This is a genomic window from Microvirga sp. GN3 (genome assembly GCF_055792825.1).
Window position 1 is genome coordinate 1 of the sequence record NZ_JBVVAK010000170.1, and the last position, 15,669, is coordinate 15,669.

The 15,669-nt window shown below is 62.3% G+C and carries 17 protein-coding genes; 6 read left to right on the top strand and 11 right to left on the bottom strand.

All coding sequences use genetic code 11. The features are described from left to right. A partial coding sequence (locus ACS5Q1_RS40245; protein WP_473103484.1) for a Tn3 family transposase occupies positions 1 to 523 on the top strand: 523 nt, incomplete at its 5' end. Between the two features lie 554 nt (positions 524 to 1,077). Here the strand turns inward: ACS5Q1_RS40245 and ACS5Q1_RS40250 are convergent. Continuing rightward, complete coding sequence (locus ACS5Q1_RS40250; protein ID WP_473103485.1) at positions 1,078 to 2,073, bottom strand: phasin family protein; 996 nt, start codon at positions 2,071 to 2,073, stop codon at positions 1,078 to 1,080. Between the two features lie 775 nt (positions 2,074 to 2,848). Between ACS5Q1_RS40250 and ACS5Q1_RS40255 the strand changes: the two genes are divergently transcribed. Both ACS5Q1_RS40255 and ACS5Q1_RS40260 read left to right on the top strand, forming a co-directional pair. Next, a complete protein-coding gene (locus ACS5Q1_RS40255) occupies positions 2,849 to 3,361 on the top strand; it encodes a PRC-barrel domain-containing protein (protein ID WP_473103486.1) in 513 nt (170 codons plus the stop codon). Between the two features lie 33 nt (positions 3,362 to 3,394). After that, on the top strand, positions 3,395 to 3,751 hold the full coding sequence (locus ACS5Q1_RS40260) for a hypothetical protein (protein WP_473103487.1): 357 nt from the start codon (positions 3,395 to 3,397) through the stop codon (positions 3,749 to 3,751). A 77-nt stretch (positions 3,752 to 3,828) separates the two neighbouring features. Here the strand turns inward: ACS5Q1_RS40260 and ACS5Q1_RS40265 are convergent, their stop codons facing one another. Further along, positions 3,829 to 4,185 (bottom strand): twin-arginine translocation signal domain-containing protein, encoded by a 357-nt coding sequence (locus ACS5Q1_RS40265; protein WP_473103488.1) that lies wholly within the window; start codon positions 4,183 to 4,185, stop codon positions 3,829 to 3,831. Positions 4,186 to 4,264: 79 nt separating this feature from the next. Further along, positions 4,265 to 5,140, bottom strand: a complete 876-nt coding sequence (locus ACS5Q1_RS40270) for a ferritin-like domain-containing protein (RefSeq protein ID WP_473103489.1) — start codon at positions 5,138 to 5,140, stop codon at positions 4,265 to 4,267. A gap of 343 nt (positions 5,141 to 5,483) precedes the next feature. Here ACS5Q1_RS40270 and ACS5Q1_RS40275 point away from each other — a divergent pair, with 343 nt between their 5' ends. After that, complete coding sequence (locus ACS5Q1_RS40275; protein WP_473103490.1) at positions 5,484 to 6,920, top strand: DUF1254 domain-containing protein; 1,437 nt, start codon at positions 5,484 to 5,486, stop codon at positions 6,918 to 6,920. Positions 6,921 to 7,101: 181 nt separating this feature from the next. Here the strand turns inward: ACS5Q1_RS40275 and ACS5Q1_RS40280 are convergent, their stop codons facing one another. Continuing rightward, a complete protein-coding gene (locus ACS5Q1_RS40280; protein ID WP_473103491.1) occupies positions 7,102 to 7,488 on the bottom strand; it encodes a DUF6220 domain-containing protein in 387 nt (128 codons plus the stop codon). Continuing rightward, entirely contained in the window at positions 7,485 to 8,495 is a 1,011-nt protein-coding gene (locus tag ACS5Q1_RS40285) for an NAD(P)H-binding protein (RefSeq protein ID WP_473103492.1), read from the bottom strand. Before ACS5Q1_RS40285 ends, ACS5Q1_RS40280 begins: the two co-directional genes overlap by 4 nt. A 93-nt stretch (positions 8,496 to 8,588) precedes the next feature. Here ACS5Q1_RS40285 and ACS5Q1_RS40290 point away from each other — a divergent pair, with 93 nt between their 5' ends. Next, entirely contained in the window at positions 8,589 to 9,500 is a 912-nt protein-coding gene (locus ACS5Q1_RS40290; protein WP_473103493.1) for a LysR family transcriptional regulator, read from the top strand. 215 nt (positions 9,501 to 9,715) lie between these two features. On the opposite strand, the gene ACS5Q1_RS40295 is transcribed toward ACS5Q1_RS40290, so the two are convergent. From ACS5Q1_RS40295 to ACS5Q1_RS40320, 6 genes are all read right to left on the bottom strand, one after another. Next, positions 9,716 to 10,738: a Gfo/Idh/MocA family protein gene (locus tag ACS5Q1_RS40295; RefSeq protein ID WP_473103494.1), complete on the bottom strand. Its 1,023-nt coding sequence runs from the start codon at positions 10,736 to 10,738 to the stop codon at positions 9,716 to 9,718. A 36-nt stretch (positions 10,739 to 10,774) separates the two neighbouring features. After that, positions 10,775 to 11,617, bottom strand: a complete 843-nt coding sequence (locus ACS5Q1_RS40300) for a type 1 glutamine amidotransferase domain-containing protein (RefSeq protein ID WP_473103500.1) — start codon at positions 11,615 to 11,617, stop codon at positions 10,775 to 10,777. A gap of 138 nt (positions 11,618 to 11,755) precedes the next feature. Then, positions 11,756 to 12,865 carry an alkene reductase gene (locus ACS5Q1_RS40305; protein ID WP_473103495.1) on the bottom strand — a complete coding sequence of 370 codons (1,110 nt, stop codon included), beginning with the start codon at positions 12,863 to 12,865 and terminating at the stop codon, positions 11,756 to 11,758. Positions 12,866 to 12,979: 114 nt separating this feature from the next. Next, entirely contained in the window at positions 12,980 to 13,420 is a 441-nt protein-coding gene (locus tag ACS5Q1_RS40310; protein WP_473103496.1) for a cupin domain-containing protein, read from the bottom strand. 63 nt (positions 13,421 to 13,483) lie between these two features. After that, entirely contained in the window at positions 13,484 to 13,804 is a 321-nt protein-coding gene (locus tag ACS5Q1_RS40315) for a putative quinol monooxygenase (protein WP_473103497.1), read from the bottom strand. A 33-nt stretch (positions 13,805 to 13,837) separates the two neighbouring features. Further along, on the bottom strand, positions 13,838 to 14,338 hold the full coding sequence (locus ACS5Q1_RS40320; protein ID WP_473103498.1) for a cupin domain-containing protein: 501 nt from the start codon (positions 14,336 to 14,338) through the stop codon (positions 13,838 to 13,840). An 87-nt stretch (positions 14,339 to 14,425) separates the two neighbouring features. On the opposite strand from ACS5Q1_RS40320, the gene ACS5Q1_RS40325 reads away from it, so the two are divergent. Continuing rightward, a complete protein-coding gene (locus ACS5Q1_RS40325; RefSeq protein ID WP_473103499.1) occupies positions 14,426 to 15,331 on the top strand; it encodes a LysR family transcriptional regulator in 906 nt (301 codons plus the stop codon). The last annotated feature ends 338 nt before the right edge of the window (positions 15,332 to 15,669 follow it).

The window sequence follows — 15,669 nt, forward strand, 5'->3', positions numbered from 1 at the left end:
GGGCGGGCGAGCCTGCGGGGTACGTCGTTGCCCGACGCCAGGCTCCCGACTGGCCGTAATCGGCGTGATCACTATCGGCACCTGGCTCGGCTACCCAGCCTTGACGCGCATATTCCACATAATGGCCGACTGGCTGCTGGATCTCGAGTTGCGGCGGCGTTCGCATGGCAATCTCAATAAGGGCGAAAGCCGTCATGCGCTGGCTCGGGCGGTGTTCTTCCATCGTTTAGGGGAGCTGCGGGACCGCACGGCGGAGGCTATGGCTTATCGGGCGTCCGGTCTCAATCTGGTAGTGAACGCCATCATCCTTTGGAATACAACCTATCTCGCACGCGCCGTGGGATACGTGAGAGAGCAGGGCATCAGACTTCCGGACGGGCTTCTGTCGCACGTAGCACCGGTCAAGTGGGATCACATCGCACTCACGGGCGACTATCTCTGGTCCGAGATTGCGCGGCCGCGCGAACGCTTCCGTCCTCTGCGCACGAACCGCTTTGATCCAGCCCGGTTCCAGGATCCTTAGCGTACAATCCTGTAGAAACTCCCACGCAACCCCAGGATTGGCCACCACCGGCTCTTCGCATCAGTCTTCGCAGATCCGGTACCGTCTGATCACAATCTCGCCGAACCGGTTCCGCTCGCGTCGACGTTCATAATAGCAGTCCCGATCGCGCCACCGTGGGCCTCGGTCCCAATCCCTGTCCTGATCCCGGTACCAATCCCTGTCCCGCCAACCACGATCATTGTTCCAGTCACGATCCAGCCGAGACTGAGCCGAAACTCCCCCCGCAAGGCTGCTCGCAAGGAGGCATCCCGCAAGCACAACTGACAAGCGTCTGAGCATCGTTATGAACTCCCTCGGACCGTTGCCTGAATCTGCCAGTCAACGGCTGTGGGAAACCCGCGTTCCTAAATGCGCCTGCCAGGACTGCACAGGTCACCGAGCACCACATCCTGGATGCTTCGACGTCCGCTTGTACACCTGCACGCGGCAATCACTTCTCATCAGGCGCTCCGACATATACAAATGCTCCCGGCTCTGAAGCCGGGAGCACGCCTCTCTATGCCAGTTGAGGCTCAGGCCGCGCGGTTGAGGCGCTGGGCGGTTTTCTCGGCCTGCACGGTCACGGTCTTAGCCGCCTCATCGGTCATCCGGAGCGTGAGCTCGGCGAGGCGTCGGCTGTTCTCGACCGTCTGCTCCAGGTTGTCCCGTAGCAGTGAAGTCTGCACCTCGACGAAGTCTGACATCGAGCGGCAGCGAGCCAGAGCCTGCAAGCCATCGAGGTTGCGTTGCAGGCGCTGCTGGCTGCGGGTGACCACCTCGCGCGACACCTCCTGCAAACCACGGGCCAAGGCCGTGCTGGACTGGGCCACAGCTCGGAGGTTGTGCGCAGCCTCCTCCGTCAGCCCCTGGAGCTCACCCTCCGGCCGGCTTCCCATCGGCAAGGTCTGTCCGGTCGAGCGGCGGGCGAGCTCTGAGAAGGCGCTGAAGCTGTTGGAAACCGCCTCCTGCATGGCCTGAGCCATGGTCTGCGCGCTTTCCACGCCAGCCCGCAAGGTATCGGCCACATCCTCGGTGACCCGCTGCACCGCTTCGCCCTGCTCGCGGGTCCGTCGCGTGTCGGCGCGCTTCAGCTCATCAATGCTGGCCATTTCATCCTCCACTGTCTCGGCGATGGCGTTGGCTTCCTCGTCGCTCAGAACCTTGAGCACGGCGGGAAGCAGTTCCTTCCGGTCGTCCCGGATGTGCTGCTGGAAGGCTCGTCTGAGCTCCATCATCTTGCCGAGGAACTCAACGCTGTTCTTCGGCATCCGCTCCAGCTCGCTGAGGAAGGCCGCCGTTTGCTGGTTGTCGCTGGTGGCCTCCCGCACGAGATCCTGCATCCCGTGCCGGGACAACACGGGAAACAGATGCTCCTCCTGGAGGGTGGCGAGAAGCTCCAGTTCTTCCTTGAGGTCGGCCAGGAGCCGCTCGCGGGTTTTAACCGCGTTGTCAGACGTGGCGAGGAGCCGTTCGAACAGCTCGTTCGCCTTATCCGGCGGGGCTCGGCTGTATCGTCTGGTTGCTGTCATTGTCCCTCACTTGCTGTCGAATTGAAGGATCCAAGCCTCAGCTTGGCCCATAGCGTGTGACACGGTTATGTCGCTAGCACCAAAACACCTACGCATGATGCTGAAGCAATTGGGCGGTACCCGTGCTTGGCAGGCGTCTACAGGTCTGACGTCCACTGCCGACTGATGTTCGAGGGCGCCCGTCCCTAAGTTCGGCCGCGCGAGGCGACCCATTCTTGGTTTTATTGATCCAGGATAAGTGGCAACCACGCCGGAGGTTCCGAGCAATGCGGACAAGACCGCGCAGGCGATCGCGGTCTGATGCTCCAAGTCCCCGGCCACTCGGGACCTGAACCGCAAGGGTATCCTGTGCAAGCTCAAAGCGGCGGACCGTACCCAAGGCGCCATGTGCCAGAAGAGTGCTTCACGTTGGCTGAATGAGCTGAGTGAGGCTCCAGGGCAGTGGCCTTCGTCCGTGAGTGAGGTTTAGGGAACGGTGGATCGCCGGAGCGTCTCAGCAGCCGGACGTCCGAACCATTGCCTGCTCGCTGGGTTGAATCAGCAGCACCAGGCAAGGGCTGATTCATTCTCAGGAGGAACGTCCATGGTCGACACCTATCAGGCCGGCGGTTCGCCGGAAGGGATGAGAGCTGAGCCCCGGTCATCTCGGACAGGAGCTTCGAGGCAGCCAGCCTACCCGACGCATGATCTGGACACCCATGCTGACGCACGACGGAACGTTGACAACGAACTCCGCCGACGTCGGCGGGCTGATCTGTTCTTCGAGGACAGTATCGTGTTGCTCAGTATTCTTCTCGGCGGCGCAGTTGGGTACATGACAGCAACGACCGTGCGCCGTACGACCTGGAGCAGCCCTCCGACTCGTAGGTCCTCGCAGAGAGCTGACAGCAGCCACTTCTTCGGGCGGCAGAGCCGGTCACGCACTGCTGGCTCTGTGGAGAAGGATGAAACCACGGACCTGATTGCCTCCAACAAGGTCGAGGGCACGGTGGTGTACAACCGGCAGGGCGAGAAGCTTGGGGAAGTCTACAACTTCATGGTCGGCAAGCGCTCGGGCGAGGTTGCCTATGCGATCATGAGCTTTGGCGGCTTTCTCGGGATTGGTCAGAAGTATCACCCGCTGCCGTGGAATGCCCTGACCTATGACACCAGCAAGAAGGGCTACGTGATCGATGCCGACAAGGAGCGGCTGATGCGAGCCCCGAGCTATGCCGCCGGTGAGGAGCCGTTCTCTCGGCCGGAGTACGGGCAGCAGGTGCGGGATTACTGGTCCTCGGGTCCGACCTGATCTGCATCCTTGGAGATGATTGGAAGCTTGGAGATGATTGGAAGCCCTGCCGCCCGCGAAAGCCGCAGGGCCTGCGGTGCCAGCGAGTTTCGTTGCACGATGGTTGGCTTGGACCATATGAGCGAGCCGGAACTGCTCATCGAACTCCGTCGGGTCGCAAACGCGTGCGAGTGGCTCGACCAGGAGGTCGCGCGCGCCGCGCAGCGGCAGCAGTTCAAAAAGGATACCCAAGAGGTCGCTCAAGCTGCTCAGGACGAGAAGATCGCCTTGGCCAAGCTGAACCGACTGATGGACCGCAGGCGAGCCATCGAGGGCCATCTGATGCGCGCCCGAGGACAACTCCGGCCTCTGACGATGGATGAGCAGGGAGCCGCGAGCAATGGGAGCTAGAACCGGTCTGGCGGCGCAATGGAGAATTGCTTCCGGCGGATCAGCCCTAGGTCAGTGGCAGTTCTCGCTCCTGCAAGTCAGACGATAGCCTCGAAATAGCGGCACCAGCCCTGCGGACTGATCCTGCCGGTCACGATCTCACAGCCATCCGGCTCGACGAAGTGCATGCACCGCCCGCAGCGCTGGCCGCGGTTCGGGCGGTCCTGGTAGCGCGCAACCGCTTTGGGCACGTTCCGGGGCAGCCCGCGGGCCTCCATCGGGGGTGCTGCTGGCGCAGGTGCGGCCGCCTGCGGCGGCATCATCGGCATACAGGCCGAGAGCGTGCCGGTGCCCGCCGCAGCCACGCCGAGCAGAGTGCCCCGCAGAAAGGCACGGCGGGAACAGACAGGGCCGTCCAGGCCAATCAAGGTGACGCGGTTTCGCTTCTCAGGCATCGTGACCTCCCATCAAGAGTTGCCGCAGCCCCCACGGGCAGACGGACGCGCTCGCGCGCCGCCTGCCTCGATCGCGTGTCTAGGTGCTCTTGAGCGTGCCGTTCATGCCCTTCGGATAGAAGCCGCCCCTGTCCACGCCCGCCTTGTCGGTCAGGTAGACGATGCGCAGCACCTCCTGCGGCGTCCGGCGGAAGACCATGCCATCCGGTGTCGCCGGGACGAGGTTGGCCTTGCCATTGCGCTCGATGCCCTGATCCTTGTCTTGCGGGCCGTCGATCTTGTCCCGAGTGGCCGATACGGCATTCGCGGCCCTCTGGGCCTTCTCACCCATCTGATAGAGCTGCGAGCGCGCCATGCCCATGTGATACGCCTCAACGGCCAGAATGGCGGCGGCTGCTTCGATGTATTCCTTCTTCTGGAGCAGGGGCGCTGCGCCGGCATAGCCGGTCACGCCCACATCCTCGAACAGCATGCCGCCGACGAGGAAGTTCATGTCGCTGGCGAAGGGATCGAATTCCGGCAGGCCCGCCGCCTTGGCCACGGCCGCAAAGCCGTCCTCGAAATCGATCGCGGGGCGGTCCACCGCGTGGCTGCCGAGGGTCTTGCGATAGAAGCGGACATGCGCAAGTTCGTTCTCGGCCAGTTCTTCCGCGAACTCGCTGATCGCCTTGTGCTGGAAGGGCACCTTGCGGCCGCCATTGACCCCACCGGCGTCCGAGCCGATGTCCGCTGCGTCGATGCCTTTCCCGGTCGTGGCCCGCAGGTAGTACTCGGCCTCCATGTACTCGAGGTTGAGGGCGAACTGGAATATGTCCTCGTCCTTCATGGCGGATGGTGACGTGGTCTGAGCGTATGCCGCGGCCGGCCGCTGGAGCCTGGCGATGGCTGCTCCAGCTCCGAACAGGGCGAAACCTTGTAGGGATTGCCGCCGCGATAGCTTCGAAAGCGCGTCCATGGAACTCTCCTGGGATGCGTGCGCCCCATCGCATTAGATGCTTGAGGGCAAGAAAAATTCCCGCCCAAGGCCGCGCGAACATCAGAAATTGGCACTTCTCGGAAGAAACATTTTGGTCCGCTCATGAGGCGGTAGGCGGACCTTCATTCCATTTGCTGTTTGTTACTCTTTGACCCGGACCGGACATTCTTGGCTTTTCCCATTCGCACGTTGCCCCCCTCTGCACGGCACGGCTTGTCAGGGCACACTATCCTTAAGAGGGCACTCGCCAAGCCCATTTGGGTGGTATGACTGGATGGGGCTTGTTGCGTCGCGTTCACTTCAACTGAAGCGGGAGAACGACGTGAACAGGAACGCAATCGCACTGTCTTTGGGCCTTCTTTTAGGCCCAGCCCTGGCGCAAGGGGCGATAGCTCAGGGCGCAGCACCGGCAATCACTGAGGCGGAGGCGCACGCCATCGGCGTCGATGCCTACATCTACTTCTACCCGCTGATCTCGATGGACATCACGCGCAAGCAATCCACGAACATCGAACCCGGGAAAGAGTTCGCCAAAGGCCCGATGAACACGTTCGTGAACGTCCCGTCGTTTCCCCCTGCCGATCTGAAAATAGTCGTGCGGGTCAACTTCGATACGCTCTATTCCGTTGCGTGGCTTGATCTGACCAAGGAACCGCTGGTCGTCTCCGCGCCAGACACCAGTGGGCGCTACTACCTGCTGCCAATGCTCGACATGTGGACGGATGTGTTTGCCTCCCCTGGATGGCGCACGACCGGAACGCAGGCGGGTAACTTTCTGGTCACCCCGCCCGGTTGGAGCGGGACCGTTCCCGCCGAGATGACGCGCATCAGCGCGCCAACCCCCTATGTCTGGGTGATCGGCCGGACGAAGACGGACGGGCCTCCGGACTATGACGCGGTCCACAAGATCCAGGCCGGCTACAAGGTCACGATGCTGTCCGACTGGGGCAAGACGCCAAGGCCGGTCGAGGTGAAGATCGATCCCAGCGTTGACATGAAGACCGCGCCGAAGGTTCAGGCCGACACCATGTCGGCGGGCCAATACTTTGCCTATGCCGCCGAGCTGCTCAAACTCCATCCACCGCATCTCACCGATGAGCCGATTCTCGCGCAGATGAAGCGCATCGGCATCGTGCCGGGCCAGAGCTTCGATATCGAGAAGGCTCCGCCGGCCGTGAAGAAGGGTCTCGAAGGTGCGCCGGAAGCCGGGCAGAAGCTCATGGAGTGGAAGCTCGCGACGCTCGCGCGGGTCGCGAACCATTGGTCGATGAACACCGATACGATGGGCGTCTATGGGAACTACTATCTCAAGCGCGCCATCGTTACGCAGCAGGGCCTCGGCGCCAACCTGCCCGAGGATGCGGTCTACCCGCTCAACCTCGGTGACGAAGCCGGCAGGCCGCTCGATGGCGCCAACAAATACACGCTGCACTTCGAGAAGGGCGCGACGCCGCCGGTGAACGCCTTCTGGTCGGTCACGCTCTATGATCCGGACGGTTTCCAGGTGGCAAACAGCCTCGACCGCTTTGCGGTCAGCAGTTGGATGCCATTCAAGTACAACCCGGACGGATCGCTCGACCTCTACTTCCAGAACGAGAGCCCAGGCAAAGACAAAGAGACCAACTGGCTGCCGGCGCCGAAAGGCGGCTTCAATCTGACCATGCGCCTCTATAGCCCGAAGTCTGAGGTTCTCTCTGGCAGATGGAATCCGCCGGCGGTCACGAGAGTGCAGGCGCTTCCAGCTTTGGTTGCACAATGAGTCTTCAAGCCGAGCGCCGGCGCGTTCTCAACGTCGGCGCTTGGACTGACTGATTACATCACAGTCGCGAATGTCCGTTCCTGGCACACATTTGCGAAGTAGACCGAAAGTCCGCTTTGGACAGGAATGCCAGACGTTCCTGTCGGTGAATGAATTTCACTACCTGACCCCATGCAGACCTTCAGCGAGCCAAAGCTGACTTCGGAAGCAAGTTTGTCTTCTGAGCAAGAATAAATGAGACCAGAAGCAGGAGAGCGCCATTGAAGGCGTGGAGTGCCTGAAGGACTCCGGAGCCAGAGCTCTGGCCGACAAGGATCAACCCGACCTGAGCGGCGTACACCGTCGTTTGGGTCAGTGCCCAGAGCCGCAGGTGCAAGGCACGCCTGTCGATGAACGTCGCGACTGCGATCATGCCGACCGGCAGAGCAAGGACGGAGCCCAGGATGCCATGGCCGGCCCACAACTGCGCATCATGGAAAAGAGACAGGCCGGCCAGCAGGAACTGTCCCAAGATGGCGACTGGGATGGACCATGTGGCCAAGGCCATGAAGTTCCGGCGCCGCATCATGGCCTCCTCGGCTCGCCTATCGCGGCCGTGATGATGCCCGTTCCGGGCAACTCATCCGCCCTGAGACATCCAAGGCCAATCAAAGTGGCGCGGACCGCGTCGTCCAGCGGCGTGTGGGGCTCCGCCCCGATTACCGCGAGCAAGCGGGTGTTGGACATCTGGACCGGCTGGTCCCAAAGATATTTCATCTCGCGCAATTCGCGGAATAGGGGCACGAAAGGCGAGGCGAGCGCCATCAGACGCCAGGGAAGCCGGCGGGCGCGGAGTTCCGGATTGCCGACCACCCGCCGGATCGCTGCGATCATCTGCGTTCCGTCATGATCCCAGTGTCCAGCCATGTGGAAGGTGGAGAACGCCTCCAGATGTTCATGCTCGGCAAGGCGGACCATCGTCTCGGCGACGTCAGGCAGATAGGCCCATTGATGACCGACACCCGGCTTGCCGGGATAGGTGATCGCCGTCACGACCCGGCCCGGCCTCACGAGGCCCTGCGAGAACCAGTTGTTGCCAGCGCGTGGCTCAAAGTAGTCGCCGGCGCGAACGATCAGTACCTTTGCCCCGTCCGAGGCCGCGCGGCGCAAGCGCGCCTCCATTTCGACCCGGATGCGGCCCTTGCGGGTGACCGGCTGCTGTGCCGAATGCTCGTCCAGGATGGGAAGTGCGTCCGGGCCGTAGTTGTAGATAGTTCCCGGAAGGAGGATGCGGGCCTCGTTCCGGCGCGCGGCCGCGATGGTATTGTCCAGCATCGGCAACACGACATCACCCCAGTTCCGGTAGCCCGGCGGGTTGACGGCATGCACGATGAGCAAAGTGCCCTCCGCCGCTGCGGCGACGTCTGATGCCACCATCGCATCACCTTGCATCCAAGTGAGACCATCACGTGAACCCGCCTTGGCCGGATCGCGATGCAGGGCGCGGACGGCCCATCCGCGCCGTTTGAGGCGACGCGCAACCTCCCCGCCGATGCCTCCGGTCGCGCCAAGCACCAAAGCCGTCTTCTCTTCCATCTCGTCCTCCCGTGTTCGTGGACAGGGACAAGATGCAATGGAGAGGCTCACAACGAAATTGTGGAAATGCGTGGGGTCGCTATACTGAAATCGATGAATGCTCTTGAACCAAGCTGGGATCTTTACCGGACCTTCCTCGCTGTGCTGACCGAGAGTTCACTCTCCGGCGCAGCGCGGACGCTCGGGCTCACGCAGCCGACGGTGGCGCGTCACATCGATGCGCTTGAGGCCGCGGTCGGCTACGATCTCTTCATCCGGTCGCAACGGGGATTGGCGCCGACGGAAGCGGCGCTCGAACTGCGGCCCTACGCCGAAACGCTGGCCTCTACCTCGGCGGCTCTGTTGCGGGCAGCTTCAGGGCATGGTGCCGCGATCCGGGGAGCGGTTCGGATCAGCGCCAGCGAGGTAATCGGTGTCGAGGTGCTGCCGCCGATCCTGGCGGCGCTGCGGACGCGGCATCCCGAACTCGTCATCGAGCTTGTCCTGTCGAACAGCCTTGATGATCTTCTCCAGCGCGCGGCCGACATTGCGGTCCGGATGGTCGAGCCTGTGCACGACGCCCTTGTGGCGCGCCATGTCGGGTCGATCACGCTTGGACTTCATGCGCACAAACGCTACCTGGACCGCCAGGGCATTCCCTCCACCCTTGACGACCTTCGCGATCACGACCTGATCGGCTTCGACCAAGAGACGCCGGTGATCCGAAGCATGCTCAAGCGCGTCAGCGGCTTCGATCGCGCCGGCTTCGCATTGAAGGCCGACAGCGATCTCGCCCAACTCGCCGCTATCCGGGCGGGATTCGGAATCGGAGTGTGTCAGGTTCCGCTGGCCAGCCGGGATGCCAACCTGGTTCGGGTTCTCGCCAATGGGTTCAGGCTCGATCTTGGCACTTGGATCGTGATGCACGAGGATTTGAAGTCCAGTCCGCGGTGCCGGGCGGTGTTTGACGCCCTGGTGGACGGCCTCGGCACCTATGCAGGGGCTGGCGCGCGCTCCGGCCCTTGATCGGTAGGGCAGACCGTATGGCCGACGAGGACCTGCCGCCTGTGGCATCGGACCCATCAGTGGAGTGCACTCCTGGGCCCGATGCTCGTTTTCCGGTATGGCGCATCATATCATACGGAAGACCGGATTCACTTTTCCGCACAGCGCGCCCGGATGGGCCGCTCGACTCTCGAAAGCGCTGGCGCCCGAAGGGTGCGGAACGGCGGGAACTTCAATCAGGACTTCGATTGAATATCGTGCCAGATCGCATCGAGTAACCCCTGGGTCATGGCGGTTGCCCGCAGCCATTCTTCGCGATGGGTCGTATCCTGTCTCACAATCAGATCGGCGAAGTTTTCGACCATCTGGGTGTGCTGCGGCTTCCGGCCCGGTGTCTCAATGAAGACGAACTCCTTCCTCGTCGCCATGCCGGATCGATGGATCATGCCCGTCGGAATATCGGGGTTGTCGAAACCGAAACCACTCTGCCAATCCAGAACGAAGTCGTCCTGGGACAGGATGCCGGATGTCCCTGCAACGGTGAGGTCCATGACCGCTGTCCCGGCGGTATAGCCGACATCGAATGTCGAGGTTCTGTCACTGTCGAATTTCAGGGCACCCGTTGCACGAACGATTGCGCCCGACTGGAGATCCCGCTCGGCAAAGACCTTGATGTCTTCCAGAGCGTTCGGTGCGAGATATTCGACGACCGCCCGCATCGAGTACCACGCCATGTCGCCCACGGCACCCATCGGCTCGTCGACTGGATCGAAACGGATGTTGCTGCGGTCCGAGAACGGGAAGTAGAACATGGTGTGTAGCGATCGGGTGGGGCCGATCAGTTCGGCGAGACGCTCGTGCATCGCGTGCGTGCGCGGGTGATGGACGAAGTGGGTGGCGTCCATCAGCACCAGCCCTTTCTCGCGGGCCAGTGCCGAAAGGCGTTCAAACGATTCCCTCGAATGCAGCGGCTTTTCGATGAGTACGTGCTTGCCGACGGCAAGTGCCCTGCTGGCCATCTCGTCCTTCACGGCTGTGGGGGTCGCGACGTAGACGGCGTCGACATCGGCACGCTCGATCAGCCTCTCTGCGCCCTCGACAGCGTCCACGCCCGGATAATGGGCAACGAAGTCCTCGGCCTTCGCGAGCGTTCGGCTTGAAACCGCCGCAAGCCGCGCATTCCCGGAGGATTGGATCGCCGGGGCAAGGATAGTCGCAATGAACCCCGTGCCGATGATCCCGATATTCACTTTGGTCATTGTTGAATCCTGTTTCTACCAGTTGCCGAAGCCAGCTTATTTCAGCCGCTTCAGCAGTTCCTTGGCGACCTCAGGCGCCGAGGCCGGGTTCTGTCCGGTGATCAGCTCGCGATCGGTCACCACATGCGCCGTAAATGGCACCTGGTTGCTGACGAAGGTTGCTCCGGCTTGTTCCAGCGCTGTCTGCGGGTAGAACTTCATCGAGCCGCCGTTCAGCAGTCCCTTCGCTATTTCCTCTTCCTGATTGCTGATGACCGTGAGCTTGTATCCGGCATAGATCCAGTCCGGCCTCTGCTGAATGCCGCCTCGCGTTTCAAGCTGCCTGGTGAACCCCTGCGCGTCGGGTAAGGTCGAGAGCAGGGCGATCGGACCATGGCAGGCCAGCGCCGTTGTCTTACCGTTCGTATGGAAATCGGTCAGCAACTTGCCCAGCTCCGGGCTGACCAGAAGGTCCTGCATCGGTGCATGGCCGCCGGGGACATAGACGGCCTCGAAATGGTCGTAGCCGATCTGTTCGACACGGGCCAGGCTGATCACCGGCGAATTGCTGCTCGAGGTGAGCCCCAGTTCGCCGAGCAATGCAATGCTTTCCTGCATCGCGGCCTCGTCACCGCCGAAATACATCCTGTCTACCGACGACCTGTCCAAGGTGGGTGCGGAGCCCCTTGGCGTTGCGAACGTGACTTGGTGCCCGGCGCTGAGCAGGGCCTTAACCGGCTGCATCAGCTCGTTGAGGTAGAAGCCTGTCTGGAAGACCTTGCCATCCTTGAGATCGAGGTGGTCAGAGTCCGAGAGGACGACCAGCACATTGCCGGCATGGGCATTCGCGATGCCGACGCCGAGGGCGAGCGCAATGGCGAGCGTGTGGATGAGTTTCATCATTCTTCTCCGAAGTGAGGGACCGTCCCAGCCGGATCGTGCAGGATGGTCGTCCTGGCAGATGCCGGGGGGCTGTCGATTGTGCGCGGCTCGCACGGCCAGCAGATCACGAGCAGCGGACCGGCTTGGCGCAGATCGTCAGGCCGCGGCCCTGTCGTCATAGGGTGGATAGTCGGTATACCCTTGTGCGCCACCGCCATAATGAAGGGCGCGATTGGCGGGAGCGAGCGGCCAGTTGTTCCTCAGGCGCTCGACCAGATCGGGATTGGCGATGAACGGCTCGCCAAACGCCGCGATGTCGATCTGTCCCTCGGCGATCAACTCTTCGGCCCGGGCACGCGTCATGCCGCCCGCCAGGATCAGCACGCCCTTGAAACGGGCGCGGAACTTCGTCAGGAACTCGGCCGGAATCGCCGAGCTGCCGCGCGACTTCTGATCCATCAGATGGACATAGGCGACGTTGCGCTTGCTCAGCTCGTCGGTGAGGAAGAGATAGGTTTCCTCAATCTCAGGATAATGGGCCATATCGAACAGGCCACCGTAGGGTGACAGCCGGATGGCGGTGCGCTCCGCCCCGATCCGGGCAATGACCGCGTCGATGGCCTCCAGCATGAAGCGGGTGCGGCCTTCCAGCGTGTCGCCGCGATAGGCGTCGGTGCGGTCGTTGACGGTAGGGTTCAGGAACTGCTCGATCAGATAGCCGTTGGCGCCGTGCAGCTCGACCCCGTCAAAGCTCGCCTCCACAGCATTTGTGGCAGCCCGCGCAAAATCAGCGATCACGCCGCGCACTTCCTCCGTGGTGAGCGCGCGAGGCCTGGAGACGTCGACAGCACCCGGCATACCGTCCTCGGTCAGTCCCCAGGCCTGCGCGTTCCTGGCGATCCGGTTGGTGGAGCTGACCGGTGCAATGCCACCCGGCTGGTTCGAGACATGGCTGACGCGGCCGACATGCCAGAGCTGGGTGAAGATGGTGCCGCCTTCCGCATGAACGGCCTCGGTCACCTTGCGCCAGCCCGCGACCTGATCGGCACGATAGAGGCCGGGGATGAACAAGAAGCCTTCAGCCGTCGCAGAGATCGGCGTGCCTTCCGTGACAATCAGGCCGGCGGATGCGCGTTGCCGGTAATAGGTGGCGGTGAGTTCGTCGGGAACGCCGTTCGGATTCCGGGCACGCGTCATCGGCGCCATCGCGATGCGGTTGGCAAGCCTGTGCCGGCCCATGGCAAAGGGTTCGAACAGGGGGCTCATGGTCATTGTCCTTTCGGGAGAAATGGGTCGGGGCAGCGGTCCCGTCCGGGCGCATGGGCCCACACGACTGACGGCACACCCATCAGGTGAGGCGAGAGGATTTGATCGCAATGATCATCCCCATGCCCTCACAAAGCTTGCAGGCGTGCCTTCCGACGGATCGACGAAGATGATGTCGCCGGGGTCCCGGCGGGGCGTGTCGACCGACACCATGAAGAGCGGATGCTCGAGGATCTCGGGCATTCCGTGGACGGTGAGTTTCTTGAAGAAGAGCATTTCGCCCGGGCCGACCTCGAACGGCTCGCGGTCACCCAGGAAGAACCTCGCACGCCCCGACAGGACGATCAGGTACTCGTCGCAGGTCGCGTGATAATGCGCCGGGGTCGGCTGATAGACACGAAAGACACGTGCGCTTGCCTCGTCCTCGTCGGTCAGCCGATGGTCGACCAGCAGCGTGTCGGCAGTGTCGGGGAAGCTTTTGATGATCTCGTCCAGTTTGAAAGCCGCATGGGGGGCGGCTTCCACCAGCTTCTTACGCTCAATAACTTTTGGCATGATGCAATCCTTTCCGATCTGGCGCCTTGGCAGACCGGGATTGGCGGGGCAGGGAGCGTTACTTCACGCCACCTTGTCGGCCTGTCCGTGAGCCACCGGCGTCAGGCGGTAGAGCTGGAAGTCGGCAATCAGGTTCGGCGCCCCGCTCATCTGGAAGGGCTTCATCGCGGCGCCCTCCATGTGCGCGCGCCAAGCCTCCTCGCTGGCCCAGCTTTCAACGAAGATCAGGATGCGCCCGTCGTCGAGGGACTGGTTGAGCTCATAGCGTAGGCAGCCCGGCTCCTTCACGGTTTCGGCGACGAGGATCTCCTGCGCCGCACGGAGGCGATCCTCCGTGCCGCGCACGGCCGTGGTGATGGCAAGGATGTTCAGAAGGTTGGTCATGTCATGCTCCATGGAAGAAGGATCGAAGAGCGATCACTGCGAAGGCGGCGTTCCCTTGCCGAGGTCGGCAGCGGTAGGGGCTCCTTCGGTCCAGTCGACCTTCCGGCCATCCTCGAGCACGATGATCGCCTTTGCGCCCGCGGGCACCCACGCTTCGTGCGCCATGCCGCCGTCCATGTAGAAATAGCCGCCCTCGTTGACGTGGAAGAGCTTCCCCTCGTGGCCGAAGATGTGTGAGCCCTTCAGAAGGAAGTGCGTCTCGCTCTTGTCGTGCGTGTGCCTTGGGATGTGAATCGCTGTCGGGAATTCGATCATCAGCGTCGTGGCATTGGTCTTCGGATCGACCCGCAGGATCGTGTAACGCGGCGAGTCCTTGCCGAGCTCGGGAAGCATCAGCTCCCATTTCATGTCGCCCGCATTTCTCAGAGTGGTCTCGTTGCCCGCGGCGAATGCGGTCGACGGACCAGCCAGGGCCAGCCCCGGCACTGCTGCCGGGATCAGGGTCCGGGCGGCATCCACAAGATTGATCATCATGACCTCCTTGGCCGGGGTGACGTCCTCCTTGTGCCGCAGACGCTCATATTTGCCCAATCGAACGATCTTATTTATGATATTCGAATAATGAATATCAGAACCAAAGACCTGAATCTCCTCGGCATCCTGCTTGTCCTTGGCGAAGAGCTCAGCCTGACGAAGGCCTCAGAGCGCCTCGGCCTCAGCCAGCCGGCGCTGAGTCATGCGCTTGCACGGCTGCGTGCGCAGTTCGACGATCCCCTGTTCGTTCGCGGTCAGCGAGGTCTCATCGCGACACGACGCCTTGAAAAGCTCCTCCCGAAGGTGCGAAACCTTCTCGACCACGCGCAGGCGCTGTATGGCGGCGAGGACCTTGATCTCGCCCGTCTCGAACGCAGGGTCGTCATCGCCTCAACCACCTATTTCGAGACGCGGGCAATCCCGACCCTGATGAGACGGGCACAGAATCTCGCCCCGGGACTTCGCTTCGAGACCCGATCGCTCGCCGGCGGCTTCCCCAAGGCAGAGCTGGAATCCGGCGATTTTGATGTCGCGATTGCTGCCTACTTTGCGGATCTTCCCGCCGGGTTTCGCCAACGCACGATCTTCAGCGATCGCTTTGTCTGCGTCTGCGACCGGGACAATTCCTACCTTGCGTCGCCGAGGAGCCTCGATGATTACCTGAAGGCAAGACACCTTCAGATCGAGGTACCCCCCGGGGTGTTCGCGCCGGTCGACCAGTTCTTGCAGTCAGAGAAGATGCAGCGTGCCATCGCTGTGCGGGTCGGGAACTTCCTCACGCCGGCTCAGATATTGGTCGGTACCGATTATCTCCTCACCTGTCCCTTCAGCCTCGCGATGAGGTACAGTGAAGCCTATCCTCTCACGATCTCGGAGCTTCCCTTCCCGCTGCCTGCGATCGATACGCTGATGGTTTGGCATGAGAAGAACCAGAACGATCCCTTTCACGCTTGGCTCCGGACGAGCATCGCTGAGATCGGAATGGACCATTGAAAGGCTGTGGCGGAACCACAGCAGCACCGCCGACCATCGCATCCAGAGAATCTGCGTAAACCTGTGACCCTGAGTGATTCCGGCGCCGTGTTCGTGCAGATCTTTCAGTAAAGTGTGAGTGACAGAGATCGTGAAGGTCAGCTCCTGGCACGGGGCTGACCTTCTCCGGAGTTCTGATGTGTGATCGTGAGCGGACCTTCCGACCCATTGGGGATCATGGCCAGCCCCCACGAGGTGGTCCGGTGTCAATGTTAGTGCATGATCGGTCGTGGCGCTACGGCTGGGGTGGCCGGCGGAGTTGGCCGGGGTTGCGCAGCCGGCCATAGCACTGTCTCGGG